Origin of the sequence: Aliivibrio sp. 1S175 (assembly GCF_001690985.1) — a bacterium.
In the GTDB taxonomy this organism is placed as follows: Bacteria; Pseudomonadota; Gammaproteobacteria; order Enterobacterales; family Vibrionaceae; genus Aliivibrio.
Window position 1 is genome coordinate 44,940 of the sequence record NZ_MAJS01000018.1, and the last position, 26,625, is coordinate 71,564.

The 26,625-nt window shown below is 37.0% G+C and carries 26 protein-coding genes; 16 read left to right on the forward strand and 10 right to left on the reverse strand.

What is annotated here, in order from left to right:
• The first annotated feature begins 45 nt into the window (after positions 1 to 45).
• Positions 46 to 1,041: a succinylglutamate desuccinylase/aspartoacylase family protein gene (locus A6E06_RS08485; protein WP_065592538.1), complete on the forward strand. Its 996-nt coding sequence runs from the start codon at positions 46 to 48 to the stop codon at positions 1,039 to 1,041.
• Between the two features lie 353 nt (positions 1,042 to 1,394).
• Positions 1,395 to 2,423 (forward strand): dihydroorotase, encoded by a 1,029-nt coding sequence (gene pyrC / locus A6E06_RS08490; RefSeq protein ID WP_065592539.1) that lies wholly within the window; start codon positions 1,395 to 1,397, stop codon positions 2,421 to 2,423.
• A gap of 99 nt (positions 2,424 to 2,522) precedes the next feature.
• On the opposite strand, the gene A6E06_RS08495 is transcribed toward pyrC, so the two are convergent.
• Positions 2,523 to 3,431, reverse strand: a complete 909-nt coding sequence (locus A6E06_RS08495; protein ID WP_065592540.1) for an aldo/keto reductase family oxidoreductase — start codon at positions 3,429 to 3,431, stop codon at positions 2,523 to 2,525.
• Positions 3,432 to 3,653: 222 nt separating this feature from the next.
• On the opposite strand from A6E06_RS08495, the gene A6E06_RS08500 reads away from it, so the two are divergent.
• Entirely contained in the window at positions 3,654 to 3,980 is a 327-nt protein-coding gene (locus A6E06_RS08500) for a hypothetical protein (protein ID WP_255310658.1), read from the forward strand.
• 45 nt (positions 3,981 to 4,025) lie between these two features.
• Here A6E06_RS08500 and A6E06_RS08505 read toward each other — a convergent pair whose 3' ends face one another.
• Both A6E06_RS08505 and A6E06_RS08510 read right to left on the reverse strand, forming a co-directional pair.
• The gene (locus A6E06_RS08505) at positions 4,026 to 4,247 is read right to left on the reverse strand and encodes a DUF3820 family protein (protein WP_065592541.1); all 222 of its coding nucleotides are present in this window, start codon (positions 4,245 to 4,247) and stop codon (positions 4,026 to 4,028) included.
• Positions 4,237 to 4,764: an NUDIX hydrolase gene (locus tag A6E06_RS08510; RefSeq protein ID WP_065592542.1), complete on the reverse strand. Its 528-nt coding sequence runs from the start codon at positions 4,762 to 4,764 to the stop codon at positions 4,237 to 4,239. The genes A6E06_RS08505 and A6E06_RS08510 overlap by 11 nt, the downstream gene beginning before the upstream one ends.
• Before the next feature lie 206 nt (positions 4,765 to 4,970).
• Here A6E06_RS08510 and A6E06_RS08515 point away from each other — a divergent pair, with 206 nt between their 5' ends.
• The 3 genes from A6E06_RS08515 to A6E06_RS08525 are packed head-to-tail and all read left to right on the forward strand — an operon-like array spanning position 4,971 to position 7,183.
• On the forward strand, positions 4,971 to 5,426 hold the full coding sequence (locus A6E06_RS08515; RefSeq protein WP_065592543.1) for a cytochrome c: 456 nt from the start codon (positions 4,971 to 4,973) through the stop codon (positions 5,424 to 5,426).
• A 15-nt stretch (positions 5,427 to 5,441) separates the two neighbouring features.
• A complete protein-coding gene (locus A6E06_RS08520; RefSeq protein WP_065592544.1) occupies positions 5,442 to 6,092 on the forward strand; it encodes a cytochrome b/b6 domain-containing protein in 651 nt (216 codons plus the stop codon).
• Between the two features lie 17 nt (positions 6,093 to 6,109).
• Positions 6,110 to 7,183, forward strand: a complete 1,074-nt coding sequence (locus A6E06_RS08525) for a mechanosensitive ion channel family protein (RefSeq protein ID WP_065592545.1) — start codon at positions 6,110 to 6,112, stop codon at positions 7,181 to 7,183.
• Positions 7,184 to 7,291: 108 nt separating this feature from the next.
• Here A6E06_RS08525 and A6E06_RS08530 read toward each other — a convergent pair whose 3' ends face one another.
• Positions 7,292 to 8,656, reverse strand: coding sequence for a TrkH family potassium uptake protein (locus A6E06_RS08530; protein ID WP_065592546.1), 1,365 nt, complete (start codon positions 8,654 to 8,656; stop codon positions 7,292 to 7,294).
• The gene (locus tag A6E06_RS08535) at positions 8,653 to 9,315 is read right to left on the reverse strand and encodes a TrkA family potassium uptake protein (RefSeq protein WP_060992348.1); all 663 of its coding nucleotides are present in this window, start codon (positions 9,313 to 9,315) and stop codon (positions 8,653 to 8,655) included. Before A6E06_RS08535 ends, A6E06_RS08530 begins: the two co-directional genes overlap by 4 nt.
• Positions 9,316 to 9,647: 332 nt before the next feature.
• On the opposite strand from A6E06_RS08535, the gene deoD reads away from it, so the two are divergent.
• From deoD to A6E06_RS08560, 5 genes are all read left to right on the forward strand, one after another.
• On the forward strand, positions 9,648 to 10,358 hold the full coding sequence (deoD, locus tag A6E06_RS08540; RefSeq protein WP_065592547.1) for a purine-nucleoside phosphorylase: 711 nt from the start codon (positions 9,648 to 9,650) through the stop codon (positions 10,356 to 10,358).
• 54 nt (positions 10,359 to 10,412) lie between these two features.
• A complete protein-coding gene (locus A6E06_RS08545; protein WP_065592548.1) occupies positions 10,413 to 11,882 on the forward strand; it encodes a lactate dehydrogenase in 1,470 nt (489 codons plus the stop codon).
• 8 nt (positions 11,883 to 11,890) lie between these two features.
• A complete protein-coding gene (locus A6E06_RS08550) occupies positions 11,891 to 12,868 on the forward strand; it encodes a sugar-binding transcriptional regulator (protein WP_065592549.1) in 978 nt (325 codons plus the stop codon).
• Between the two features lie 120 nt (positions 12,869 to 12,988).
• Positions 12,989 to 14,458, forward strand: coding sequence for an ATP-dependent transcriptional regulator (locus A6E06_RS08555; protein ID WP_065592550.1), 1,470 nt, complete (start codon positions 12,989 to 12,991; stop codon positions 14,456 to 14,458).
• Positions 14,451 to 16,034 carry a diguanylate cyclase domain-containing protein gene (locus A6E06_RS08560; protein WP_065592551.1) on the forward strand — a complete coding sequence of 528 codons (1,584 nt, stop codon included), beginning with the start codon at positions 14,451 to 14,453 and terminating at the stop codon, positions 16,032 to 16,034. The genes A6E06_RS08555 and A6E06_RS08560 overlap by 8 nt, the downstream gene beginning before the upstream one ends.
• Before the next feature lie 56 nt (positions 16,035 to 16,090).
• Here the strand turns inward: A6E06_RS08560 and A6E06_RS08565 are convergent, their stop codons facing one another.
• Positions 16,091 to 16,282, reverse strand: coding sequence for a hypothetical protein (locus A6E06_RS08565; RefSeq protein ID WP_065592552.1), 192 nt, complete (start codon positions 16,280 to 16,282; stop codon positions 16,091 to 16,093).
• A gap of 468 nt (positions 16,283 to 16,750) precedes the next feature.
• Positions 16,751 to 18,490, reverse strand: a complete 1,740-nt coding sequence (locus A6E06_RS08570) for a bifunctional UDP-sugar hydrolase/5'-nucleotidase (protein ID WP_065592553.1) — start codon at positions 18,488 to 18,490, stop codon at positions 16,751 to 16,753.
• A 272-nt stretch (positions 18,491 to 18,762) separates the two neighbouring features.
• Between A6E06_RS08570 and A6E06_RS08575 the strand changes: the two genes are divergently transcribed.
• A complete protein-coding gene (locus tag A6E06_RS08575) occupies positions 18,763 to 20,397 on the forward strand; it encodes an ATP-dependent endonuclease (RefSeq protein ID WP_065592554.1) in 1,635 nt (544 codons plus the stop codon).
• Between the two features lie 79 nt (positions 20,398 to 20,476).
• On the opposite strand, the gene aroG is transcribed toward A6E06_RS08575, so the two are convergent.
• Entirely contained in the window at positions 20,477 to 21,529 is a 1,053-nt protein-coding gene (gene aroG / locus A6E06_RS08580) for a 3-deoxy-7-phosphoheptulonate synthase AroG (RefSeq protein WP_065592555.1), read from the reverse strand.
• Between the two features lie 253 nt (positions 21,530 to 21,782).
• Between aroG and A6E06_RS08585 the strand changes: the two genes are divergently transcribed.
• Genes A6E06_RS08585 through A6E06_RS08600 form a run of 4 tightly spaced genes read left to right on the forward strand, consistent with a single transcriptional unit; the run spans position 21,783 to position 25,034 of the window.
• A complete protein-coding gene (locus A6E06_RS08585) occupies positions 21,783 to 22,529 on the forward strand; it encodes an amino acid ABC transporter ATP-binding protein (RefSeq protein WP_065592556.1) in 747 nt (248 codons plus the stop codon).
• Positions 22,530 to 22,533: 4 nt separating this feature from the next.
• Complete coding sequence (locus A6E06_RS08590; RefSeq protein ID WP_065592557.1) at positions 22,534 to 23,328, forward strand: amino acid ABC transporter permease; 795 nt, start codon at positions 22,534 to 22,536, stop codon at positions 23,326 to 23,328.
• A gap of 15 nt (positions 23,329 to 23,343) precedes the next feature.
• Positions 23,344 to 24,153, forward strand: coding sequence for a transporter substrate-binding domain-containing protein (locus A6E06_RS08595; protein WP_065592558.1), 810 nt, complete (start codon positions 23,344 to 23,346; stop codon positions 24,151 to 24,153).
• A gap of 5 nt (positions 24,154 to 24,158) precedes the next feature.
• Positions 24,159 to 25,034, forward strand: a complete 876-nt coding sequence (locus tag A6E06_RS08600; protein WP_065592559.1) for an amino acid ABC transporter permease — start codon at positions 24,159 to 24,161, stop codon at positions 25,032 to 25,034.
• 91 nt (positions 25,035 to 25,125) lie between these two features.
• Here the strand turns inward: A6E06_RS08600 and A6E06_RS08605 are convergent, their stop codons facing one another.
• Positions 25,126 to 25,806 (reverse strand): hypothetical protein, encoded by a 681-nt coding sequence (locus A6E06_RS08605; RefSeq protein ID WP_065592560.1) that lies wholly within the window; start codon positions 25,804 to 25,806, stop codon positions 25,126 to 25,128.
• 217 nt (positions 25,807 to 26,023) lie between these two features.
• Complete coding sequence (speG, locus tag A6E06_RS08610) at positions 26,024 to 26,545, reverse strand: spermidine N1-acetyltransferase (RefSeq protein WP_065592561.1); 522 nt, start codon at positions 26,543 to 26,545, stop codon at positions 26,024 to 26,026.
• Positions 26,546 to 26,625: the final 80 nt, after the last annotated feature.

The following is a 26,625-nucleotide window of genomic DNA, read 5'->3' on the forward strand; positions in this document are numbered from 1 at the left end:
ATAATTTCTCGCCTTTTTTCATTTTCCCGATTGGAGAAATACGTTATGGCTACCCAATTCTTAGATGACGTGATTCAAAGTCACCAAGTAGTTCACTCTCTTGATGTCAGCGATCTTACTGCTGGTGAACATAAATTTTGGTTTCGTATAGCCACTAATGCCCTATCACAATGGCAATACTTACCAGTACTGGTTTTCAAAGGTGATCAACCAGGGAAAAAAGTGATGATTACCGCAGGGGTTCATGGTGACGAATACAACGGTGTACTCGCAGCACAACAAACGGCACGTTCACTCGTTGGTCAATCGTTAGCTGGTACAGTGACAATTGTCCCAACGGTAAATCTAACTGGTATGCTTAATCACAGTCGTGACTTTTTCTCAGCCGATCCTGATTGCTCTCCTGCAAACCTAAACCGTTTCTTCCCAGGCGATGCTAACGGCAACGAAGGACAGCGCTATTTACATGCATTGTGGCATAACCTATTACAGCCCAATGCCGATTTTGCCATCGATCTTCATACCCAAACCAGTGGCACTGTTTATCCTCTGTATGTTTTTGCTGATTTTAGATTAGAATCCGCTCTGCGTATGGCTCGCTTAATCAATCCTGATGCAATTTTGAATGATGCTGGTGACCCTGGGGTACTAGAGACCGTATGGAACGCCAACGGCATTCCAAGTATTACCATTGAAGTGGGAATGGGTCGTTACACTGAACAAGATCTCATTAATCGCACCGTAAATGGTATTACAAATATATTGAATGATGAGCAAATACTGGTTGGTGATGTTGACACAATAATCCCATGCATCGAAGGATCTGACATTATTAGCATCCGAGCCGAGCTTGGGGGTTTTGTGCTACCGCAAGTTGCTATGATGGATACCGTCGAAGAAGGTGACCTAGTCGCAATTCAATACGACAGCTTTGGTGATGAAATCCATCGTTATACTGCGCCAACAAATGGAACCGTACTGAGCCACAACATTGAATCCATTCGAGCTCCAGGATCACTTGTCGTACGCTTGATCAAATAAAAGAAAGTAGAGCCTCATTCCAAATCAATATGTGATCACTCTTACTGACTCGAATGAGTATAAAATCAACAAGGGAGCATTGATATTTCAAGGGATTTCACCGCGAAGTTTCAATCCTCTCTAAAAACAGCTCAAGTTACATCACGAAACTAAAATGGCTTAGATATGCATCTTATTACAGTATAAAAAACAATCATATTCTGTTTTCTTTATGTCTTTTAAGTCAAATTTGTTACTAATTTTGACTTAATCCTATTTGTTTTATTCGTTTTGCTTTAGAATCCTTTCGCCTAAGCAAACGATTAACTCGATAATTCTTAGGCTCTTATTTCTTTTTCTGGTGGGAGCAGCAAATGACAACTTTAACAATTACTCGTCCTGATGATTGGCATTTACATCTACGTGATGGTGACGTACTTACAGATACTGTACGTGATTCAGGCCGTTATAATGGCCGCGCATTAATTATGCCAAACCTAGTTCCACCAGTAACAACCACAGAGTTAGCCCTTAGCTACCGCGACCGCATTCAAGCAGAAAATCACTCTGATACCTTCTCTCCTATTATGTCTTTGTATCTAACAGAGAAAACGACATCAGATGAGATCCGCAAAGCAAAAGCAACAGGTCATATCGTTGCTGCAAAATTGTATCCTGCGGGTGCAACAACTAACTCTGACTCTGGTGTTAGTGATGTAAGTAAGGTTTATCCTATTTTAAAAACGATGCAAGAAGAAGGTATGTTACTTCTAATTCATGGTGAAGTGACAACGCACGATGTTGATATTTTTGATCGTGAAAAGACGTTCCTTGATACCGTATTAGCACCTATCGTTAATGATTTCCCTGAGTTAAAAATCGTTCTTGAACACATCACTACAAAAGATGCGGCTGAGTTTGTTAAAAACGCAGGTCCAAATGTAGCAGCAACTATTACGGCTCACCATTTATTGTTTAACCGCAACCACATGTTAGTTGGCGGCATTAAACCACACTTCTATTGCTTACCAATCCTAAAACGTAACACGCATCAACAAGCATTAATTGAAGCGGCAACAAGTGGCAATGCTAAATTCTTCATTGGTACTGACTCTGCGCCACACGCTAAAGATAAGAAAGAAGCCGCTTGTGGTTGTGCTGGTTCGTATACTGCGCACGCTTCTATCGAGCTTTATGCTGAAGTATTTGAGAACGAAGGTAAATTAGAAAACCTTGAAGCATTCGCAAGCTTTAATGGTCCAGATTTTTATAACCTTCCTCGCAACACAGATACAATCACGTTAGTAAAAGAAGCATGGATCGCTCCTGAAACAATGACATTTGGTAATGACTTTGTTGTGCCAATTCGTGCGGGTGAAGCGGTGGAATGGTTAGTAAAATAACGTCCCTATTTGTATAACTCGTTACGATAAAAAATGGGATGCCAATTAGCATCCCATTTTTGTTTCTATTTTATCAGCTGAATTGAGATCCTGTCATCTCTATGGCACACCGTGGCCTTTTGATTCAACCCATACGCGATACCATTGCTCACGCGTCAATTCGATACTCATCGCATCAATGGCTGATTTAACACGTTCAATTTTACCAGAGCCAATAATAGGTAATGGACTTGATGGCAATTTACGTACCCACGCATAGATCACTTGATCAAGACTTTGCGCACCAACCTCTTCTTTCAACTCTTCTAGCACTTTTCTTACTCGGATCGCTTGTTCTGATTGGCCAGAGAAGATCTCCCCGCCAGCTAAACACGACCATGCCATTGGTTTAATGCGGTTCATCTGTAATTGGTCAAGCGTACCATCGTGTGCAACATCAAAGTTCAATGGATTAATTTCAACTTGGTTCGTCACGAGCGGTTTATCAAGACGCGACTGTAATAAATCAAAATGACTTGGCGTAAAATTAGATACCCCAAAATGCTTCACTTTGCCTTCTTTCTGTAATTGATTAAACGTGTCAGCGACTTCATCGGCATTCATTAACACATCTAAACGATGAATCAATAACACATCGATTTCTGAAATATTAAGACGAGTAAGAGAGTTATTTACAGAGTTAATTATGTGTTCTTTCGATGTATCGTAATGATTAATCTTTCTATTTGGGAAGTCAGGAGTGCATAGATTAATATCACACTTGGTAATTATTTCTATTTGATCGCGAATAGAAGGCTCTAACGCAAGGGCTTCCCCAAATAAACTTTCGCACTGGTAACCACCGTAAATATCAGCATGGTCTACCGTAGTGATCCCCAATTCAACATGTTGTTTTAAGAAATCTAATCGTTGCTGTGGGCTCATTCCCCAATCAGAAAGTCTCCAATAACCTTGAACAAGCTCTGAAAATTCTGGGCCTTGTGGTGCAATCGTTGTTTTATTGATCATTATATTCTCCGTTGTATTCCCCTATCTTAGGGGGCAATACTTAGAGTTACAGTGATATAGATCCAGAAATAAACATAATGAGTAAGTTATCAAGACAGATTCAATTAAATTCCTCTTGGTATTAAATATAAAAATAAAGTAATTACTCAAAGACAAGGTACCTTTATTTTCTTATAATCCCTTTTATCGTAAATAATAAAAATTGAATACAAGGTTTATAACATGATGATAAAGCTAAATTTTTATGCCTTATTACTCGTATTGGTTTCATTCAGTTCTGTTTCAGATGTTGTTGTCACTCCGGACAATGAAGATATCTGCAAACAAAAATACGTAAGAGAAATTTTCGACCAACAAGTGCAATACAGTAACTCTCAAAACACAGAACAAGTTAGAAGAACAGCTGAACGTCATATAGACCATTCTCGCGAAATATACAACGAAACACTCAGCTTTTGCTCTGCTTTAAGTTACTTAAACAATAAAGATTCTGATGAACTTCTTAACGATTTTCAACGAGCTAAATCAGGTGAATCTCAATTCAAATAACAATATAAATAAAGCATGAGTGTATTCAATCATGCTTTATTATCACTATCGCTTATATTTCAAAGGTCGAATAACCTCATCTAACCCTTCAATTTTCATTGCTAAGCACAGTGCCATTAACTCTCCTAACTCCCCTTTTGGAAAACCATCTTTTCGTTCAAACCATAAAAGATATTCATCAGGAAGATCAATAAGTACACGGCCAGCATATTTACCAAACGGCATTTTCATTTGAGTTAATTTAAGGATTTGTTCTTTATTGAACATGCAGACGCTCTTTTACAATAAGATGAAGTAGAAAGGTTTCACGCTCTATACTCATTCCTTTTTTCTCACTATGAGCAATAATATTTTCATTATGAGCTATCGCTTCATGAATATTGATCCAGACTGGTTTCATTCCATTACGAATTTCATAACTTTCGTAATTGGTGTCCCCTAACTCTTTGTCTGCATCACACGTATAGCAATAAGATATCATGTGTAATACGTTACACTCATGCTTATACCAAGGACGAAATTCTTCATAAATACCGAATGGTTCAATACTCGAAATATTCTTAGCACCCGTTTCTTCTTTTATTTCTCTGACTAATCCTGCAATGACATCTTCACCATCATCTATTCCACCACCAGGTAACGAATAATCATGGTAACGCTCTGTATATAAGAGAAGAATATCTTCGCCTTTCAATATGATAGCGCGAGTTGCATTACGTTGAAGAATTTTTTGATTGTCTAAATGATCTATATCTGGATGCGTTGTAATATTTAAAATGCGCATAAAAACGAACAAGCCTACTTATAAGAATAACCACTCCATTATACGCACTTTGTTTTTTGATGCAGCCCTCAAATTATCCACTTTTTTTGTGCGTCTTTGCACAGAATGTAAATAAAGTGTAAATGTTGCGCTACTTAACTACTTCTTTTATCGATCATTTAATATAATAAAGACTTAAAATAATTACAATTCAAGGAAGTCTCAACATGAAAAAAATCCAAGCACTGGTTATTGCTTCTACTCTTTTCGCTTCAACCTCTGTTTTAGCGCATACTTTTAATGAAGCAAACAAAGCCATTAAATATCGTCAAGCCGCTTTTACTATGATTGCTGGTAATGTCAGTGAAATGGGTGAAATGGTAAAAGGCAAAACAGAATGGAGTGATGTTATTTTTGCTAAACGAGCAAATCAATTATCTCAACTAACATTAATGCCGTTAGATGCATTTTATGTTGAAGGCTCAGATAAAGGAAAAACAAACGCACTACCAGAAGTATGGAAGAATTTCCCTGATTTTGAAGCTCGCTTAACTCAATTTCAAGAAGATGCTGCTGCACTAGCAAGTATTTCAGATAAAGGTGACAAAGCCGCAATTCGTAAGGCTTTTGGGAAAACAGTTAAGAACTGTAAAGCGTGTCATACTGATTATAAAGCGAAGTAGCCATAAAGGACTTTCATGAAAATCTGGGATGGTTTTATCCGGGTTTATCATTGGAGCCAAGTGGTATTACTTGGCTCTCTTTGGTATACCGCAGACGAAGGATTGATGGAGTGGCACTTTACACTCGCCTACCTTCTAATGGCCTTATTAGGTACACGAATTATTTGGGGTGTGATTGGCAGTGATACTGCTAAATTTTCTCATTTTGTTACGTCACCTAAAAAAGCAATTAATTACTTATCAATAGAGAAAAAAGGAACATTATCTCATTCTGTTGGACATAACCCTGCGGGTGGTTACATGGTGCTAGGATTATTCTTCCTACTATCATTACAATTAATCACTGGGTTATTCAGCAATGATGACATTCTCTCTGAAGGCCCTTTGGCTTCATTAGTTAGTTATGATACAAGTGGGTTTTTAACTCAAATACACCATCAAAGCTTTGATGTTCTTCTTGGCTTTATTGGTTTACACATTGCCGCGGTATTTTTTTATAGACTCAAAGGCATTAATTTAATCAAACCCATGCTCACGGGTAATGCTGAACTCACTGGAAATAGCCCAAAAATGAAACACTCTATTTTTGCATGGCTTATTTTTACGGTGATATTTCTTATTATCTACTTTTTTTGGGCAAGCGAAGTGATAAGCTATCTTTTTTAAATAAAAGAGAACTATCAATGACTCGTTTCCTTGATTGGTGGAATACCCTATTAGAATTTAAAGATCACGATTGGGCACAAAATATAATCGTGATCTCTTTATTCAGTGCTTTTCTTTGGTTATCTTGGCGTATTATTGTTCAACGCCTGCATCGTATCGCAGTTAAAACCAAACTCCCTTGGGATGACGCTGTCATTACAGCCATCTCCTCACCAATTACGCTCATTATTTGGTTATGGCCGGCGACTGCTTCATTGAAGATCCTTCTTACCGTCCATACGCGCTTCAGCATTACTTGGTTACCTGAATTACAAGTATTCATTCTAGTTTGGAGTTTTATTTGGTCTGCATTAAGACTAACCACGCTAGTAGAGAAGCAAGTTTTAACTAATCCTAAACATGATGAGACAACCGTACTTGCTCTAGGTAAAGTCAGCCGACTTATATTTATCTCATTAGGTCTTCTGTCTTTAATGCAAGGGATGGGGTTAAGCTTATCTGGCTTATTAACTTTTGGTGGCGTCGGCGGCTTAGTTGTTGGTTTAGCGGCAAAAGATTTATTGTCTAACTTCTTTGGTGGCATGATGATCTATTTTGATCGCCCCTTTAAAGTTGGTGATTGGATCCGATCTCCAGACCGTTCTTTAGAAGGCACAGTTGAACATATTGGTTGGCGCATGACGGTGATAAGAACCTTTGATAAACGCCCTCTTTATGTTCCTAATTCAGTATTTAGTAGCATCGTTGTAGAGAATCCATCAAGAATGCTAAACCGACGTATTAAAGAAGATATTGGCATTCGTTATAATGATCTTAAAAATATAGAACTTATTGTAACTGACATTAAAACAATGTTGATTGAACATAATGATATTGATTCAAACCAAACGTTAATTGTAAACTTTAATGGCTTTGGTCCTTCGTCATTAGATTTATTGGTGTATACCTTTACCAAAACCGTCAATTGGATTGAATATCATAAGGTAAAGCAAGATGTCTTAATTAAGATTGGAGATATCATTGCACGACACGATGCTGAAATCGCCTTCCCTACTCAAACCCTTAAAATTGAGCAATTACCTGTTGAGTAATCACGCCACTCACGGTTAATAACAAATAATCAAATATAAAAAAGGGCATCACATTATATGTATGCCCTTTTCTATGAACAACGCGATTTAGGTTGCCTAACTATACAATCAACCGGTTAACACACTCTCTTCAGGGTATTTCACACAAGATTTCTCCGGTCTTGCTAACATATAAGCCAATGTGAGTGGACCAATACGACCAATGACCATCACAATAACCATAATAAACTTACCTGCCTCAGATAAATCCGCAGTTAAGCCCGCTGTTAACCCTACCGTAGCGAACGCTGAAATAACCTCAAACATAACTTTATCAAACCCTGCTTTCTCTGTGATCATTAAAGAAAACATTGCCATAGAAAGCAATACACCACTAACAACGATAATGGCTAATGATTTAGTTACAATCGGCCAACCAATCGTACGTTTAAACATGACTACGTTTTTCTTTTGACGCAAGAATGTCCATGTAGCTACTGCGGCAACGGTAATCGTTGATACTTTTAAGCCCCCACCCGTTGAAGTAGATCCGGCACCTATCAACATTAAAATAATCATGATAAATAATGCAGGCTGCGTGAACTGAGTTAAATCGACACTATTGAAACCCGCAGTTCGAGCACTTGCTGATTGAAAAAATGCCGCTAACCACTTATCTCCGGTCGATAAGGCAGCGAGTGTATTTGGGTTATTGTATTCAAGAACATAGAAAAATAATGTACCTATGACTAACAAGGTTGGTGTCGCTATGATCATTATTTTTGTATGCAGTTGCAAACGACTGAATCCCTTTGAACTGTTTTTTACTAAATCGACAATAACCGTAAAACCTAATCCTCCACCAATAAACAGCAAGGATAACGTCAAGATAACCAAAGGATCACCGACATAACTCATTAGGCTGTCTGAAAATAATGAAAAACCCGCATTATTGAAGGCTGAAATAGAATGAAACGCCGCATAAAATAACCCTTTAGCGATACCAAGATCTGGTATCCAACGAAAAGATAAGATAATCATACCTATCAATTCAGCAACTAAAGCAAAACAAATAATACTTTTAATTAATTTGCGTAAGTTTACTTTTTTCTCTTGTCCTAATGCTTCTTTCGCTAAGGCTTGCTGACGTAAGCTCAAGCGTAAACCAAATACATAAAGCAAGACTGCTGATAATGTCATCTGCCCTAAGCCACCAATTTGCATCAAGAACATTAAGACAATTTTACCACTTATCGTAAAGTGAGACCCTGTATCTACAACGCCTAGGCCAGTCACACTAATAGCAGAAGTTGCTGTAAATAGCGCATCCATAAAACTTAATCCTGACACTGAAAATACAGGCAAGGTCAGTAATACCGCAGATGGTAATAAAATAGCTAAAAATGAAAAAAGAATAATCTTTGGTTCAGACCATTCCTTTGCTTTTTGACTATTCTTTATTGGAAATAAACCGCGTTTAGGTAAATAACTCATAAGCTTCTAATTTTTTTAGCTAATTTATCTTCAGGGCCAACAATAATTAGAATGTCTCCTATCTCTAACACTTTACTGTGCTCTGGTGCACTCTCTATTTCAGGACCTCGTTTAAGGGCTAAAATCTTCACATCCGACATTTGGCAGAAATCTAGTTGATCGAGCGATTTCCCCATGTTCTTACCACCAACCACAATTTCAGTCATTGCAAGGCCGCTACCCAGTTGGTGAAATTCAAATACACGCTTATCCAACATTTTTCTTGCAACACGGATGCCCATGTCTCTTTCTGGCAAAATTATATGGTCTGCGCCAATTTTAGTTAAAATCTTAGCGTGAAATTTATCGTTCGCTTTTACCCATACCGTTTTAACACCGGCTTCTTTTAATACTAACGTCGTCAATATACTCGCGTTAATATCAGAACCAATGGCAACCATGACCATATCGTACTCATCAAGCTTTAATTCTGAGATGGTTTCTTCATTAGCGCAATTAGCCACGATTGCAGTAGAAACAAAGTCAGTGGCCTTTTTTACTCGCTCTTCATTTATATCAATAGCAAGCACTTGTGAACCATATTGATGCAACTCTTCACAAACGGTTAATCCAAAACGGCCTAAACCTATTACTGCGTATTGTTTATTTTTTGCTTTCATCAAATTCACTCACTTATTTATTATGATAATAAATTACCTTTGGCATCATCCCCCTAGAAGGTAATAAGTTCAATCTAATTGAGAATTAAGGATAAGGAAACTAAACCTATGTATTAAAGCTAAGACCACTTACAAAAGGTTGCGATTGCCCAATCACTTTCAACAATTTTAGTTATCAATATTGAAAATAATGTAGTTTCAACAAGAAAATGTGACATTAATCTCATGACACCTTAAAATATAGGCTTAAAATAGCTACATATCGAACAAAACCGTTCAACAATTTTAGTTATACTGAATTTAATTTCAACTTTTAGACTGGAGACCTTATTATGGCTACCCCACACATTAATGCACAAGTTGGTGATTTCGCAGAAACAGTTTTAATGCCTGGAGATCCATTACGCGCAAAATTCATTGCTGAAAACTTCTTAGAAGACGTAACGCAAGTATGTGATGTTCGTAATATGTTTGGTTACACTGGTACTTACAAAGGAAAAAAAGTGTCGGTAATGGGTCACGGCATGGGGATTCCATCTTGTTGTATCTATGTTCATGAGCTAATCGCAGAATTCGGCGTGAAAAACGTAATTCGTGTTGGTAGCTGTGGCGCAGTGCATGATGACGTTAAATTAATGGACGTCGTTATTGGTATGGGTGCATCGACTGATTCAAAAGTAAACCGTATTCGTTTCAACAACCACGACTTCGCAGCTATCGCTGATTTCGGTTTGTTAGAAACGGCTGTTGCTCAAGCGCGTGAGTTAAACGTACCTGTGAAAGTAGGTAATGTATTCTCTGCTGACCTTTTCTACTCTCCAGAAGCTGATCTGTTCGACAAAATGGAAAAATTAGGCATTCTTGGTGTTGATATGGAAGCCGCAGGGATTTATGGTGTAGCCGCTGATTTAGGCGCAAAAGCCCTAACAATTCTAACGGTTTCAGACCATATTAAACGTGGTGAAAAACTAAGCTCTGAAGATCGTCAAAAATCATTCAATGACATGATGACGGTTGCATTAGAAACAGCGATTAAATTGTAATCATGTTTGCGCCAGTATATAAAACTGGCGCTTAAAATCTATAAGGGGTGTCTAGTGCCGACCGAAAAACTGCCGTTGGCTGCTAAAGGGTTACAACTCAATTTTTGTAAAACATTGGCGTGTGACAATTTTGGTAATAGCGATGAACAACATTATTTAGTTCAACGTACTAACCCTAAGCGACCTGCATTAGTTTGCCGGAAATGTGGCGCTTTTCCTCCCTTAATCAATAATAATGAAGTATTGAATGAACTGGCACGTCAGCGTACTGTGCAGTCTCACTCGTTACCTTCTTGTAATAACCCTGCCTGCGACCATCTTGGTCTTGATGTATTAACTCATCGCGAACTTTACCATGCGTTTGGTTACAGTGGTGACCGTCAACGTTATCGTTGTAAGTCTTGTGCATCAACCTTTGTTGACAAGTGGTCAGGAGAGAATCAAAAAAGTCTCATCCAACAAAAGATTTTAGGTTTTTTATTTACGGGTTATTCGGTACGTGAAATTTGCCGACGATTACATATAAATCCTAAGACCTTTTACGATCATATAAATCAAATCGCTAATCGTTGTCGCCGTCATATGTCTTTGTTTGACACAAGATTGCAGCACGACAGAACAGAAATACAACTGGCGTCCAATGCCACCCCATTACAACCGTTAAGTAATAACGGTGTTTTTTGGTATACGACAGTGGAAATGAATTCGGGTTATGTTATCGCTCAGCATATTAATTATTCTGAATGCGATAATCCAGGCACTCAATCGGATCACGACCCTTTTAATGATGAAGCTCAATTCTTACCTAATACCTTCATTGGTGAGGCTAACTCACAGCCAACACTCGCTTCAAATTCAATCTTTAAACGAGTAGATAATAAGTATCAAGAAATTTTAGCCAGAGCAAATGTAGAAGATCCTCTTGGCAATTATGTTTCTTTAAATTACCCATCAAAAGGAGCGATAATTCGACCTCCTTATACTTCATACGCTCATTTTTTAGAAATACAGCAAGCATTCTCACATTGTGATTCTATTGAAATTTATATGCCACAAGAACCCATGCTGCGCTCTGCAGCAATGTCTGTCTTTTTAAAACGCATTCAAGAAAATAGCATTGATTTATTATACGTAACTCAAGATAGCGCATTTCCTCTTGAAGAGAGTGGAAAGAAAATTGATATCCATTTAGTTGGTTGGTGGCGTGACCGTTGGGCATTTACTGAAGTTAACGAACAACATAAAGGGATCTGCCATCTTAATGGGGCTGAGAACAATGAGGTTTATTGGTTAAAACGTGCTTCTGCAACAACAGCAAAAGACTATCAAGACCGCTTCTATACCCAATTTACGAGTTTAGTTGATGAGCCTAGACGAAAATTACGTCCAGCGAGTTTACTTCCACTACTCGATATATTCAGATCATGGCATAATCTATGCCATCAAGATAAATTTGGCATCACGCCAGCACAAAAATTAGGGTTGATTTCTAAACCAATCACTCTTGCAGAATTATTAAGTTAGGACAAGCTATGACCCTATTGCCTTCTCAAGATCAAACCGAAAATACAGATATGCTCACTGAAATAGCGATCCTTTATTATCAAGAAGGAGCGACTCAGGAAGAGATATCAAAGAAATTTGGTTTATCTCGTGCCAAAGTCGGTCGTATGTTAAGAAAAGCACGAGAAGAAGGCATTGTAGAAATAACAGTAAAATTCCATCCCGTTTACAGTGCTCAACTAGAGCAAAAACTGGTTGAAAAGTTTAATTTAAAACGAGCTCTTATTACCTTAGATCAACCCAATACTAACGAACAACGTAAACAAGTTGCCGCATTAGTCAGTTCTTATTTAAACAATAACTTACAAGACGACATGGCGGTCGCTGTAGGTCAGGGACAAAATGTGGCTGCGGTTGCAGACCATGCAGGTATTGTCTCTCACCGTAATGCTCGTTTTGTTTCTGCTATTGGTGGAACTCACCGCAGCGGTGACATTATTAATGCTGATCACATTTGTCGTAGATTAGCAAAAAAATACGGTGGCAGCAGTGAAACCTTATATGCTCCTGCTTATGTTAATGACCCAAGTTTACGCTCTGCTTTTATGGAACATAGCACAATAAAAGAAACCTTAAACCAAGCTCGTAAAGCGGAATTTGCACTCGTTGGAATTGGTGATATGGATGAAAACAGCCATATGGTTAAGCTGGGATTTTTTACACCAAAAGAATTTGTTGAAGCTCGCTTAAATGATGGCATTGTGGGTGATATTGGTGGTTTTGATTTCTTTAAGCTAGACGGAACAAACGCAGATACGCTGATGCGTGGCCGAGTTATTGGGCTTGAAATGGAAGACCTACGCCAAATATCTAATGTTATTGCAATGGCAAGTGAGAGTCGTAAGGCACTCTCTATTATGGGGGCATTACGAACAGGGGTTATCGATGTGCTTGCTACCAGCGTAAGTTGTGCAATGGCGTTACTTAACCTCGCTGAAAACGAATAGTCCCTCTTTTAATATTTATCGGCACTTCTCTTATTAACTAGATCGCACATCTAGAAAATAGTTCGTGACATCAATAGATTAGCCATATTATATTGATGTCACTAACAAGGAAGAGTCATAGTGAAACAATCGAAAGATCAAATCATCTCCCAACTCAAAGCATTAGAGTTAATCATTGAAGTTGATACAGAAAAAGTAAAACAAGATGCCGAGCAATTTTTATTGCTTTCAGAAAAAATTCATTTCAAAGATGGTATTGCCTACTCAAAACTCATTATCTCAACAGCACATTGGCATTTAATGCAATACCATGCTGGCTTTAAAATAGCCAAAGAGTTATTGCATCTCCATCAAGAGCTTGAAAATGACGATTTACTCCCTACAATTTTACACACGCTAGCTCTTCATTCATGGGGACAGGCAAAGCTATTTTCAGCTCAGCAATTTTGGATAAGAGCATTAGAGCAGGCTTCTCTATTAGGTGATAACGAGATTGAAATTGAATCTCTTATTGGTCTTGGTAACATCTGGCGAATGACGAATCGTCTTTCAGAAGCCAATTCAACTCATTCAATAGCAGCACAAAGAGCTAACTATTATCGGATCTCTCACTTAGAAGCGAAAGCATACATTTTACAAGCATGGGATAATTATTTATTACATGATTTTCAAGCAATGCTACCTATACTATTGAAAGCAGAACAGTTACTTACTCATAATACAAACCTGACTTGGAAAGCTGAAATTTATGATTTTAGAGGGCTAGCCTTTCTTGGCTTAAACGATTTAAACTCAGCCCTACAATGTTGCAGTTTTGCTCATCAAATTGCACTGCAACATAATCTTATTTGGATGAAGGCCCATTCGGCAATTAGCTTAGCCCGAATTTCTTCTGCGCAATCGCATTTTGATAATGCTTATGATTTATTAACAGACGCTGAAGTCATCGCTCAACAATTTGATAACGGTGAACTTCGATCTCAAATATGCCTTGAGCAATCACGAATTGCTGAGCTAACAAAAGATTATGAACACGCGTTATATTCCTATAAGCGTTATCGTCAATACGAAATAATGTTACTTCAAGAGCAATCAAATTGCTTAGGTCGCGACAAAACAAGCAGCTCTAAAGAACAATTAGATTTGCGTGCCCAAAAATTAATCAACCGTATCGAAATTCAATTAGAGTTTAACAGCATATCTTCGCTGACCTATTTATTACCTTTAGATAAATGGACCCAAAATATTCAATCTATATTGTCTAACTCTCTAAACAGTGATTATCACTTGATAACGATAATGGATCCTTCTGAAGACAAAATAAACAATCTTCTTCTACTCGGTCATCATTACTGCAAGCACGGCGATAGTATTACTCGTTTAAGTAATACAGAAATCGTTCTATTAATTAATGAAAACGAGCAAAGAACAAAAGACATTTCACACTCTTTATCTGCTTTATTTACTTCTTATCCATGGTATCGATATTCATTAAATGCATCAGTACCAACAATCCGTAATTTTAGTTTGCATGACATATCAACCCACCCTATTTTATCTCACATGCATATAGAGACCCCTTATGGATAACCTTTTAGCTCGCATAGCGGAAGAAAATATCAATCTGATAGAGTTAAATCCTCAACAGTCTTTAACCGTTTGGTGTTTCGTAGCTGAACATTTTGCTCAATCAGACACAGAGAAAGCCTATGCTCTTTTGATGTGTTCTGAATTTGAAGTGCAATCTAATCAAATAAAAAACAGTATCTTGCACTTACAACGAGCTTTGTTACTTTTATCTTTACCGCAAGATTTTGAGTTAATGTTAAAGATATACTCGGCACTTAGCTATCGATACACCGACATCGGAGAATATCAGAAGGCTTTTGAGCATTTATATTCTTTATCCAAATTAGCCGTTGAATATGGCGATAATGAATTTTATATTCAGTCCATTTTAGGTCTCGGTAATTTATGTTCTATTTATGGCGACCATCTCAAAGCCTTACGTTACTACCAAAAATTAGACGCGCTTAGTTCAAGTATTAAAAGCAATAACCTATCTTTACGTTATAGACTCTATACCGTTGCATGCCTATTAGATTTAAACCGTTTATCAAAAGCTAAAGAGATATTAGCAGAGTGCCAACTCATTCAATCTGTTTCAGATGATTGGCAACTTATCGCTCAAGTTAAGCTGTATTCAGCAAAACTATTAAGATTAAAAAAATCACCACAAAGCGCTTTAAATCAATTGGTTACATTTCGCAGAGAGCAATCCAACATCCATAATTATCCGTGGTTAAATAAGCTATTTTCAATTGAAACTGCGTATTGCTTAATACAACTGCAACGGGGTGAATTGGCTGATGTTATAATTTCACATCAATTAAAAATCACCCAAAAATATTCACAAGGTTATTATATTCGTCAATTACTTGATGTGAAAAGTGATGCTCTGGCTAGTTGTAACAATTTCTCGGAGGCATTACATTGCGAAAAAGAAGCACACACACTGACTGTAAATATCATAAGAAACTTTCCTATTAACGAGCTAGGTAGCCAGTCATTAAGGCGCTTAACTCGTTTAGAGTTGCAGTTACGTTTAAATATTTCTGAATCTGAAAATATCAAATTAAAAAAAGTATCTGACCAGCAAAAAGACACTGTAGCTAAGCTACAACAAGATGTCTTTCATGATAGCCTTACAAAACTATTTAATCGTCGCTGGTTTGAAACGACCTTCATTAAAGAAATAAAACCATTTCTTAAAAAATATCAATTATTAGTGATTGATATTGATGATTTCAAATCAATAAATGATGAATATTCACACTTAACGGGAGATGTGGTTTTAAAAATAGTTGGTCAAATTTTAAAAGAGAGTATAGACCCGTCACACTATATAGCTCGTTATGGTGGTGAAGAATTTATCATTATTATCGACTCTAATAATGACGAAAATGGCAAAGAAATTGCTGAATTCTGTCGAGTTGCCATTGCCGATTATAATTGGAAAAATACGCTGAATGACCGAATGTTAACAATAAGCATCGGCCTAACGAAAAGCATAAAAAATGAAGATTACAAAGCGACATTCTTGCGAGCTGATAAAGCACTATATCAAGCAAAACGCTCAGGAAAAAATAAAGTGTGTATTTACTAAAATGTCGTAATCATAATAAAAGCCAGCATAAATGCTGGCTTTTACTTTATAAACACTTAACGATATAGACCTAGATCTTTTTGTAAATGTTCTGATAATTCTGAAGAGTAATATGTCGAATTTACTTGGCCTTTACCAAATAAAACATCAACAAAATGAGCAATCAATCCTTTGATAGTTACTGAATAGGCCTTCTTTTCCAAAGAAGAAGTAGCGATGTTATTAACGTTCATTGCTGCTTGTGCCATGATTGCCTCACTTAAAAAGTCATTTAATGTTTGATGCCGAGATAATAAAACTAAATTTACGGCTCAAAAAATGACTTTTTCTCCAAACTAACATTAGTTTTTCTAATGCTAATGTTTCTCTTTACTTTAAGCAAATTAAATAACTATTTATTCATATAGCGCTACACCAGGCGAATAAAAACCAAAATAACATATATTTAACACTAGAGATCTGCATATAACTTTTTAATATAACCCACTAACAAAAAAGTAAGATAAGTTTTACTATTGCTATATTCAGCATAATGTAAAAAGCTCTCTAACTAATCAGAGAGCTTTTTGTTATCCAGAAAACTGAACAAAATATGCAATAACAGCCCAAGCAAAAAACCAAATCACGACTAAAAGTCGATCAGACCAATCACTACTCATAACTAACCTATTAACTTAATTAACAATCCATACAAGATTTAGCAAATTTTATGCCAACTAGAAGATCACCGCTTCATTTCGCTTATATTTATTCAAGCACTCTGTTGGTTTGGCTAAATTAGGATAATGCGTTAAATAATCAATAAAGCAATCTGCCATCGAAAAAGGGGTCGTTATCAGCATCTCTTCACGATGAGTTAAAGGGGCATACCCTTCTTTTCCTTTAATGGTATAGGCTGTTGACGTTCCATAATATATTTGTTCATCAATGACAGGTAGCCACCCCATTATCGAGCTATAAATACTAAGTTCTGTGATACGTTGACCACTTGGTTTCGAGGCTTCATAACAATAACGCAGTTGCGATACGTAGGGAAAACTGCCTGAGCCACTGCCAATGACCCCATTATCTGTTGCGTTATCAATCGCCCCTTCTATCGCCGCCTTTAAATATTTTCCTTTAAGGCTATAAATGACTATTGGGATCGCGAATGGCAATACTTTTCCGGCAATGTCTGCATAGGTAATGTCGCCTTGATTAAGCCCGGCTCTTACTCCTCCGGCATTATGCATAGCAAATTGAACTCGATTATCAATTTGATGCGCTTTGGAGTAAAAAGACTCTACAACCCAAGGTGCTATATCACTTTGTCCTTTTTGATCTGGGATCCTACGGTGAAATAAATCTTCAATACTGTAGCCAATCACTTGCTGAGATAAACGCTCTACTTCTTTTCTGTATTTAGTAATAAGTAACGTTTCTATCTTCGGATCTTTTTGACAGAAAACCGCATATTCAAAAGAGTTAAGTTTATCAATAACTTTAGATAATTCAGGTTCTTCAACCAATTGAGAACAGGCCTTATCTTTATAGGCTAGATCATCTAGCAGAAGAATGTTTTTTCCGTTAAAAGAAATCAGCTGCCCATCATCTGTATAGTCTAAATCACAATATCCTAGAGCTAATGCATGGCACCCAGCTTGAACAATATAGGTATCATTAATGTTTTCACCGTAATTATCCCGCTCTTCTAAACCTATGTCCGTAAAATCTCCTTGAAGAACATGACTATGGCCACCTATGATAAGATCAATACCATCAACCGACATTGCTAATTTTTTATCCGACTCATAACCTAGGTGGCTGATAACAATAGCATTGTTTATACCTTTCCCGGCTAGATATGCCATTGTATTTTTTGCTGTTTCTACTGCGTTCATAAATGGAGTATCTGGATCTGGGCTTGCAAGCACTTCCATTTGATCAATCGTTAAGCCAAAAATAACGACATCCACAGGACCAATTTTTTTAATCATGTAATTAGCGATTCGTAACTCTGCATCAAAATCTAAAATCCGTTCTTGGTGTTTTAAGCCATGACCTTTAGATTCTTCTTCTTGGCTTAGATCCCAGTTTCCCATTAAAATAGGAAATTGTGTATTTGCAATAAAGTCACTGACCAAATCATTGCCTAAGTCAAATTCGTGATTACCTAGTACCATACCATCGAGAGGAAGTTGGTTAAGCAAATCAGCATTAGCTTTTCCCTTATACAAGGAGAAATATAAGGTTCCTTGAAAACAGTCTCCAGCATGGAATAACGCAACCTCACCTTCTTGCTGTTTTTGTTCTTCTGAAAGAAGTGTAATTTGATGAGATAAACGAGAAAAACCACCACATTTGATATAAAATTTATCTAAACCATCGCTGTTCAATGCTATTACTGATTCATCAAAATAAGAATGGGTGTCATTGATATGCATTACTCTCAATCTATTGCTCTTTTGGTTTTTCATTGTCTCTTTCCTTCCTAGAGCAAACAAATATAACGTTGAAAACGATACCAGTAAACTACAACTAAAACCACATCAAACAAGTTATTAAACGGTACCTAAGACGAATTCATTATCAGTTAACTCATTAATAGGGTTCGATTTTACGAAGTATTTACATTTCAAACGACATGTCTTAATAAGAGAATCATTGATAAATGTGACTCCTACAATGCTTTACTTAATTTAGTTGCTATATAGTTATTTATAATAAGTGTCTCTAATGAGGAAGTATTATGCTCTTAGAACGAATAGAAGTGTCAGGATTTAGAGGTATTAAGCGCTTATCCCTTTCTTTTGAACAATTAACAACGTTAATTGGTGAAAATACGTGGGGTAAGTCATCATTGCTTGATGCTTTATCAATTGCGCTCCCTGTTTCTGGTGAGCTTCATCAATTTACTCTAAAAGACTTCCACCAAGATCACTCTATTTCTTATACTCAAGACCAACATATTCAAATCATCATTAGCTGGAAAACCACTGAAAAAAATGAACACAAGGCTGGTCGTTATAGAAAACTATCAAGCTTATGGCAAAGCTCTGCCGATGATGACTATCAACGAATTTATTATCGTATTAGTGCAACAAATAATGAGGGAAAAATAACGTCATCTAGTTCATTCTTAAGCAGTGATGGAGAGATTCTCCGTTATCATAAAATTGAATATCTCATCACTGAATTAATGCGACTCCATCCAGTAATTCGGATTAGAGATTCTCGACGTCTTAACTTCGAGGAAATGATTGAATCACTTCCGAATGATAGAGTTGAGAGACGAATAAATAACACCTGTCGCCGTTTAATGACAGCGCCAGGACAAGTAAATAGTGGTGAAATAAAAAGTGCTCTCCATTCTATGCAATCATTGGTCGAGCATTACTTTGCTTTTAAACATCATAAAAGAAATACCACTCATAGAATTCATGATGACCTCTTTTTTGGTCAGAAAACCGATGGCGTCTCTTTATCCCAATTTATTAACCAAAATAAAAACAAACAAACCAAACTACTTTTGCTTGGGTTATTAAATACCTATTTAAGAGCAAAAGGGCCAAATACATTAAAAAAATCCGCTAGACCATTAATGATCATTGAAGATCCTGAAGGCCGTTTACACCCAACGCAATTGATTCAAGCATGGTCTTTACTCAACCATATACCGATGCAAAAAATACTCACCACAAATAGCAGTGAATTACTGAGTGCCGTTCCATTGTGTTCTATACGCCGTCTAGTAAGAGAATCTGATTCGACGTCTTGTTATTCAGTCTCACCAACCAGTTTATCTCGAGATGACTTACGTAGAATTACATTTCACATTCGCTTTCAAAGAACCAATGCTTTATTTGCACGTTGTTGGTTACTTGTTGAGGGAGAAACTGAGGTGTGGTTATTTAATGAAATGGCACGAATGCTTGGTTATAACCTTGCTGCAGAAGGCGTACAAATCATTGAATTTGCTCAATCGGGTTTAAAATCACTAATCAAAATAGCCAAGGCTCTCCATATTGAATGGCATGTCGTCACAGATGGCGATCCTGCAGGTAAAAAATACGCATTTATAGTAAAAAATCAGCTCGATAATGAACATGAACGTCATAGACTAACGGAATTGCCTCATAAAGATATTGAACATTACCTTTATCATAATGGATTTGAGGCGTTATTTAGATCCCTATCTAACATAACAAAAGATCAACCCGTACCACCCAAAAAAATCATTATAAAAGCATTAAAGAAATTCGCTAAACCCGATCTAGCGTTAGCGATAGTGCAACACAGCGAAGAATTAGGGCCTGAAAGCATTCCTGTTCTATTACGTTGGACACTAAAACGAACGGTTACGATGGCAAAAGGACAAGGATAACCACTCGACAATAGGATAAAAGAAAAACGCCAGTCACATTACGTCACTGGCGTTTTTTGTTAATAGCATGTTGGTATTATTATTTATTTCGACGAGCGCTTACTGCGTCTGCTAGTTGACGAAGTACTTTTTCAGTATCATCCCAACCAATACACGCATCTGTAATTGATTGGCCGTAAGTTTCAGCTTTGCCATTAACGAGATCTTGGCGACCTTCAACTAGGTGGCTCTCAATCATCACACCAAATACAGCATCTTCACCGCCCGAAATTTGACCACATACGTCATCAGAAACAATTACCTGACGTTTAAAGTCTTTTGAGCTATTTGCGTGACTAAAATCAATCATCACTTTCTCTGGTAATCCAGAAGCGGCAAGTTGCTCTTTCACTGGTTTAACATGTTCTGCACTGTAGTTTGGCTCTTTACCACCACGAAGGATGATATGACAATCAGGGTTACCTGCCGTTTCAATAATTGCAGAGTGACCGTATTTAGTCACAGATAAGAAATGGTGCGAAGAACCTGCTGAACGAATCGCGTCCGTTGCAATCTTAATATTACCATCTGTTCCGTTCTTAAATCCTACAGGACAAGATAAACCTGAAGATAATTCACGGTGAACTTGTGATTCTGTAGTACGAGCGCCAATCGCACCCCAGCTGATTAGATCGCCCATGTATTGGGGTGTGATCATATCTAAGAATTCACCAGCCGTTGGTAGACCCATATCAGTCAGATCAAGAAGCAATTTACGGCCCATACGCAAGCCATCATTTAATTTAAATGAATCGTCCATATACGGGTCATTAATCAAACCTTTCCAACCAACCGTTGTGCGTGGCTTTTCAAAATATACACGCATAACAACTTCAAGACGATCACCTAACTCATTACGTAATGTATTAAGTTTTGTACCATACTCTAATGCTGCTTTAGTGTCATGAATTGAACATGGACCAATGATAACAAGAAGACGATCATCATCACCTTGTAAAATATTATGGATAGCTTGACGAGATTGAAATACGGTTTTTGCCGCAACCTCAGTAGCTGGAAATTTTTCTAAAACAGCGACAGGCGGTAATAGTTCTTTTACTTTGTTAATTCGTACATCATCAGTTTGATACATCTTTATGCTTCCATCTATTTATGCAACATATACTCTATATACTGCATGTTTATTCTCCATACTGTTAACGTAACGTGTCTTGTGATGTTGTGCAACGGTTAATTTAATATAAATATCTATCTCACTCCTTATTTGACTTTAACCACACATAAGCACAAATTTAGCTTAAAAATAAATCAACTCATTAATAATCACTTTTCTAGCTTTATGAATATGTTACAGTAAGTTTAGTAACTAAGTACGAGGATGAATTGTGACTAATAATAATGCTAAAAAACCCAATATCATTAGTTTTGAAAAAGTGGATAAATATTACGGCCAATTTCATGCCTTAAAAAACATTAACCTCTCTATCTCAGAAGGAGAAAAGGTGGTTATTTGTGGTCCATCTGGCTCTGGAAAATCAACATTAATTCGCTGTATTAACACACTAGAATCAACCCAAAACGGGACTCTTACTCTTTTTAATCAACCTCTCTCTTCTAAACAATTAATGAAGGGGCAAGTAGGTATGGTTTTTCAACACTTCAATTTATTTCCGCATCTCACGGTATTAGAAAATCTAACCCTTGCTCCGATGAAAACCTTAAAACTGTCAAAAAAAGAAGCACACCAACGTGCGTTAACTTATTTACACCGAGTAAACATTGCTGAGCAAGCAGATAAGTACCCATCTCAACTTTCTGGTGGACAACAGCAGCGTGTTGCTATTGCTCGCTCACTTTGTATGGAACCTCAGGTTTTGCTTTTTGATGAGCCGACATCCGCACTTGACCCTGAAATGATCAGTGAAGTGTTAGATGTTATGTCAGACCTTGCTAAAGATGGAATGACAATGGTATGCGTAACTCATGAGATGGGCTTTGCTAAAAAAGTGGCTGATCGAGTCGTATTTATGGATGAAGGAGAAATCGTTGAAATTGCAAAACCTCAACAATTCTTTGAAAACCCACAACATCAACGAACTCAACATTTTTTAAATCAAATTTTAAGCTATTAATATTATGCGCCGTTTGATAACTGTTTTATCCCCTATTTTTTCAGCACTACTGCAAATTACTTTATTGGGCATTGCTCTTTATTGGATATTAGACAGCGGTGCACAAGCCATGAACTATCAATGGCAATGGGATCGCGTTCCTGATTATCTATTTTTCTATGAAGATGGAGAGTGGTTCCCTGCCGAACTTATCGAAGGGTTATTAGTCACTCTCAATATCTCAGCGATTAGTGCCATTGCAACTCTTTTCATTGCTCTCATTACCGCACTACTGCGCTTATCCGATTCTATCGTGGGCCGCAGCATCGCTACGATTTACATTGAATTAATTAGAAATACGCCGCTATTAGTGCAAATTTATCTTTTGTATTTTGTATTCGGTCCATTTTTAGGGCTAGATAGAACGACAACGGCAATTCTTGCTTTGGCTTTATTTCAAGGTGCCTATACCGCTGAAATATTACGTTCCGGTCTAGTAAACCTCCCAAAAGGGCAACTAGAGGCCTGCAACACTTTAGGTTTATCGCCATTCAATAGCTATCGATATGTGGTATTGCCTCAAGTGATCCGAAATACACTTCCATCTTTAACTAACGAATTAGTTTCTTTAGTAAAAAACTCTTCTATAGTCAGTGTGATGGCTATTTTTGATTTAACCACTGAGGGGCGAAATATTGTCTCAGATACAGCGATGCCATTTGAAATTTGGTTTAGTGTCGCGGCTATCTATTTAGTTATCACATTAACACTTTCTGGGCTATCAGCCTGGTTAGAACATCGAATGCATAATGCACATTAAGGGAGAAACATACGCATGAAGCAATTACTACTGTCATTTCTTAGCTTGAGCCTGCTGTTTAGTAGCTCAGTATTTTCGGCTACCTCATCAGATAGCACGCCAAATGTTGATAAAATCAAAGACAGAGGTACGCTTAAAGTCGGCTTAAGTACTTTCGTACCTTGGGCAATGAGAGACAAACAAGGGGAACTTATTGGCTTTGAAGTAGATGTAGCCAAGCGTTTAGCAAAAGATTCTGGTTTAAAAATTGAATTTATTCCAACCGCTTGGGATGGCATTATTCCGTCTCTTATTTCAGGAAAATTTGATGTCATCATCGGTGGTTTAACGATTACTGATGAACGTTCTAAAAGTGTTTTATTTACTATTCCTTATTCTCATTCTGGCGTTCAAGTTGCTGCAAATAAAAAAATGACGGAAGGCTTTACGCGTGAGCAATTCAACTCTCGTCGTGTGAAATTTGCTGCACGCCGTGGTTCTATTACTGTAGCGGCAATTAAAGAACACTTCCCAAAAGCAAAGGTTCTTCAGTTTGATGACGATGCACAAGCATTCCAAGAAGTATTGAACGGCAATGCTCATGCGGTTGCCGCTTCTACTCCAAAACCAGAGTTCGATACCATCAAATACTCGGATATCTTATACCTTCCTTTCAAAGAACGTTTGTCTCAAGGAAATGAAGCCTTTGCTGTTCGTTTAGGCGAAGACGATAAGAAAGCCTATTTTGACGAATGGATTGAAGCTCGTACTGCCGATGGTTGGTTACAAGACCGCTATGATTATTGGTTTACTAGCCTAGATTGGCAATCACAAACAGCGAACTAAACATAATGCAGCAAAGAGTATTTTTAAAACTAAATCGATTAGATTTAATATTGCTGGCGATTATCGTCAGTTTTATTACTTGGTTATGTGTGAAAGAGAGCGGTAGCCTTGCTTATCATTGGCAATGGTCTCGCGCTCTTGATCTTCTTTTTACACGTAAAGCCGACGGTTCCCTGCCCTATTTTTTCGATGGTATATTCTCAACACTACGTCTAACGTTTTGGGGGATGCTCTTTGCTTTGGTGTTCGGTATTCTACTGGGCTTAGGTCGCCGTTCACCTCTTGCTATCTTTAGAGCGATATCAAACAGTTATATTCAGCTTATTCGTAATATACCACCGTTAGTGTTTATTTTTATCTTTTACTTCTTCATTGCCAATCAACTCGTTCCCCTATTTGGTCTTGAGTCATTGCTTCGAGACCACAATGGCGATATTAATGCAGTGCAATACTTTCTATTTGGTTCTGCCAATTTATGGGAAAATTTAATTGCAGGGGTACTTTGCATAGGAATGATTTCTGCGGCCTATATAGGTGAAGTGGTGCGTTCTGGCCTTGATACGATTCCACAAGGGCAACATGAAGCAGCAAGAAGCTTAGGGCTATCTACTTGGGACCGCTACCGTTATATCATTGCTCCTCAAGTGTTTAAAATAATTATTCCTTCTTTGGCTGGTCAATGTATTTCTTTAGTTAAAGATTCGTCAATTATCTCTTTAATATCAATACAAGAACTCACCTTTGTTGGTACCGAGATTGCAAACTCTAGCGGAATGATATTTGAAATTTGGATTATTGTGGCACTCTGCTATTTTATTCTTTGCTTTAGTCTATCTCGCCTTTTTGCATATTGGGAAAAAGATAAAACATCAATATCATAGCCTTACTCTATGTCATGACACCATTCATACACAATAAAAAACTCAGAATCACTTCTGAGCTTTTTTACGTGATTAACTTATTCGGTAAGGTTTAGTCAATTTTTTGAATTTCTTCCAGTCGTTTTTCTTTAACAGTAAATACTCTAAACATGAAGATAGTATTCATCATCGATAAAACCACTTCACACACTGAGAAAAAGAAAGATAAGGCGGTAGATTCAAGACCAATAGAAGTAAAACTCGCTTCAATTACCCACATCAACCCGGTTGTAAAACCAAAAATAATAACTAACCCTTTAAACAGGATCCAATAATTGTCTTTTGTTTCATTCCAACCTAATTTAATTGCATCTAAGGCTTTTTCTTTATAAAGAACGCAATAAATCTCGGTAAAAGAAAAACGAGCCATTAAATATAAGCCCGGTAAAATTAACGCTATAAAACCAGTTAAAACAGCGGCTCCCAAAATAATATTCATCAATACAAATGAAAACCACGTTGTTGCAGGGATTTGATATAGCTGACTAAATGGTACACGACGTCCATCAAACGAATAAGCAATATAGTAAAGAATTGCACCTTTATAAAATGGATAAATAGTTAAGATAAATAGCATGTAAAGTAAGAATTTACCTGAACCATCCTCTTCGTTAAAGCTCAATGCAATCCCATTTGTAAGCAAGGCAAATGGTAGAACAAGAATACAAAAAGCGACAATATGCTTTTTGAAGTAATTAAAGCTATCCATCAATAAAACTGATAACGCTGGCATCTCTTTTTATCCCTAAATATATTTTTTAAACTAAAAGTCTCTATTATTATGAGAATAACAAATATCAAACCAACTAAAAAGTCGATTTTCATAAAGAAATACCAACATAGGACAATAGGCTAGAGAATGAAAGGACTCCTTAGAGTAGAAGTCCATTTACTAATAAAATGTGACACTATTTATTGTATTCAATTTAGAATTGTTACTACAACCTATCTTATTTTCTGCTTTCTAAATAATGATCTTGAAGAATATACATACGCTTAATATCGCAATACTCCCCATTAACAAAAATCTCTTGAACTAAATGCCCTTCTTCAGCAAACCCACATTTTTCATATAAGTGAATCGCTTTATCATTATTAACAGCAACATGCAGATATACCTTATGAAGATTCAAGATTGTAAATGCATAGTTTAAAGCACGATGGATGAGGCCTCTTGCATAACCATTACCCTGAAAATCAGGTGCTATAATAATTTGGAACTCAGCACTGCGGTGAATGCTATTAATTTCAACCAATTCAACTAAACCAATAGACTGTTGGTCATTATTTTCAGCAATAAAACGGCGCTCTGTACTGTCATGAATATGTTTACGAAATAAATCTTCAAGCTCATAATAAGACTCGTAAGGTTCTTCAAACCAGTAAGACATTATCGATCTGTTATTATTTAACTGATGAATAAAACGCAAATCAGTTTGTTCAAGAGCTCGTAATCGAATTTCATTGTTCATTATAGTTATCCATTAACTAATAAAATAATAGTCATCGCAAACGAGATTATCCATATTGCGATTATCAGAAAATACCACTA

Coding starts and splice junctions, on each gene's coding strand:
- aroG (WP_065592555.1), bottom strand. CDS start 21,529: ATGTATCAAACTGATGATGTACGAATTAACAAAGTAAAAGAACTATTA.
- A6E06_RS08550 (WP_065592549.1), top strand. CDS start 11,891: ATGACCCTATTGCCTTCTCAAGATCAAACCGAAAATACAGATATGCTC.
- A6E06_RS08605 (WP_065592560.1), bottom strand. CDS start 25,806: ATGCCAGCGTTATCAGTTTTATTGATGGATAGCTTTAATTACTTCAAA.
- A6E06_RS08510 (WP_065592542.1), bottom strand. CDS start 4,764: ATGCGCATTTTAAATATTACAACGCATCCAGATATAGATCATTTAGAC.
- deoD (WP_065592547.1), top strand. CDS start 9,648: ATGGCTACCCCACACATTAATGCACAAGTTGGTGATTTCGCAGAAACA.
- A6E06_RS08560 (WP_065592551.1), top strand. CDS start 14,451: ATGGATAACCTTTTAGCTCGCATAGCGGAAGAAAATATCAATCTGATA.
- pyrC (WP_065592539.1), top strand. CDS start 1,395: ATGACAACTTTAACAATTACTCGTCCTGATGATTGGCATTTACATCTA.
- A6E06_RS08525 (WP_065592545.1), top strand. CDS start 6,110: ATGACTCGTTTCCTTGATTGGTGGAATACCCTATTAGAATTTAAAGAT.
- A6E06_RS08530 (WP_065592546.1), bottom strand. CDS start 8,656: ATGAGTTATTTACCTAAACGCGGTTTATTTCCAATAAAGAATAGTCAA.
- A6E06_RS08590 (WP_065592557.1), top strand. CDS start 22,534: ATGCGCCGTTTGATAACTGTTTTATCCCCTATTTTTTCAGCACTACTG.
- A6E06_RS08575 (WP_065592554.1), top strand. CDS start 18,763: ATGCTCTTAGAACGAATAGAAGTGTCAGGATTTAGAGGTATTAAGCGC.
- A6E06_RS08520 (WP_065592544.1), top strand. CDS start 5,442: ATGAAAATCTGGGATGGTTTTATCCGGGTTTATCATTGGAGCCAAGTG.
- A6E06_RS08535 (WP_060992348.1), bottom strand. CDS start 9,315: ATGAAAGCAAAAAATAAACAATACGCAGTAATAGGTTTAGGCCGTTTT.
- A6E06_RS08485 (WP_065592538.1), top strand. CDS start 46: ATGGCTACCCAATTCTTAGATGACGTGATTCAAAGTCACCAAGTAGTT.
- speG (WP_065592561.1), bottom strand. CDS start 26,545: ATGAACAATGAAATTCGATTACGAGCTCTTGAACAAACTGATTTGCGT.
- A6E06_RS08565 (WP_065592552.1), bottom strand. CDS start 16,282: ATGGCACAAGCAGCAATGAACGTTAATAACATCGCTACTTCTTCTTTG.
- A6E06_RS08505 (WP_065592541.1), bottom strand. CDS start 4,247: ATGTTCAATAAAGAACAAATCCTTAAATTAACTCAAATGAAAATGCCG.
- A6E06_RS08495 (WP_065592540.1), bottom strand. CDS start 3,431: ATGATCAATAAAACAACGATTGCACCACAAGGCCCAGAATTTTCAGAG.
- A6E06_RS08500 (WP_255310658.1), top strand. CDS start 3,654: ATGATGATAAAGCTAAATTTTTATGCCTTATTACTCGTATTGGTTTCA.
- A6E06_RS08600 (WP_065592559.1), top strand. CDS start 24,159: ATGCAGCAAAGAGTATTTTTAAAACTAAATCGATTAGATTTAATATTG.
- A6E06_RS08570 (WP_065592553.1), bottom strand. CDS start 18,490: ATGAAAAACCAAAAGAGCAATAGATTGAGAGTAATGCATATCAATGAC.
- A6E06_RS08515 (WP_065592543.1), top strand. CDS start 4,971: ATGAAAAAAATCCAAGCACTGGTTATTGCTTCTACTCTTTTCGCTTCA.
- A6E06_RS08595 (WP_065592558.1), top strand. CDS start 23,344: ATGAAGCAATTACTACTGTCATTTCTTAGCTTGAGCCTGCTGTTTAGT.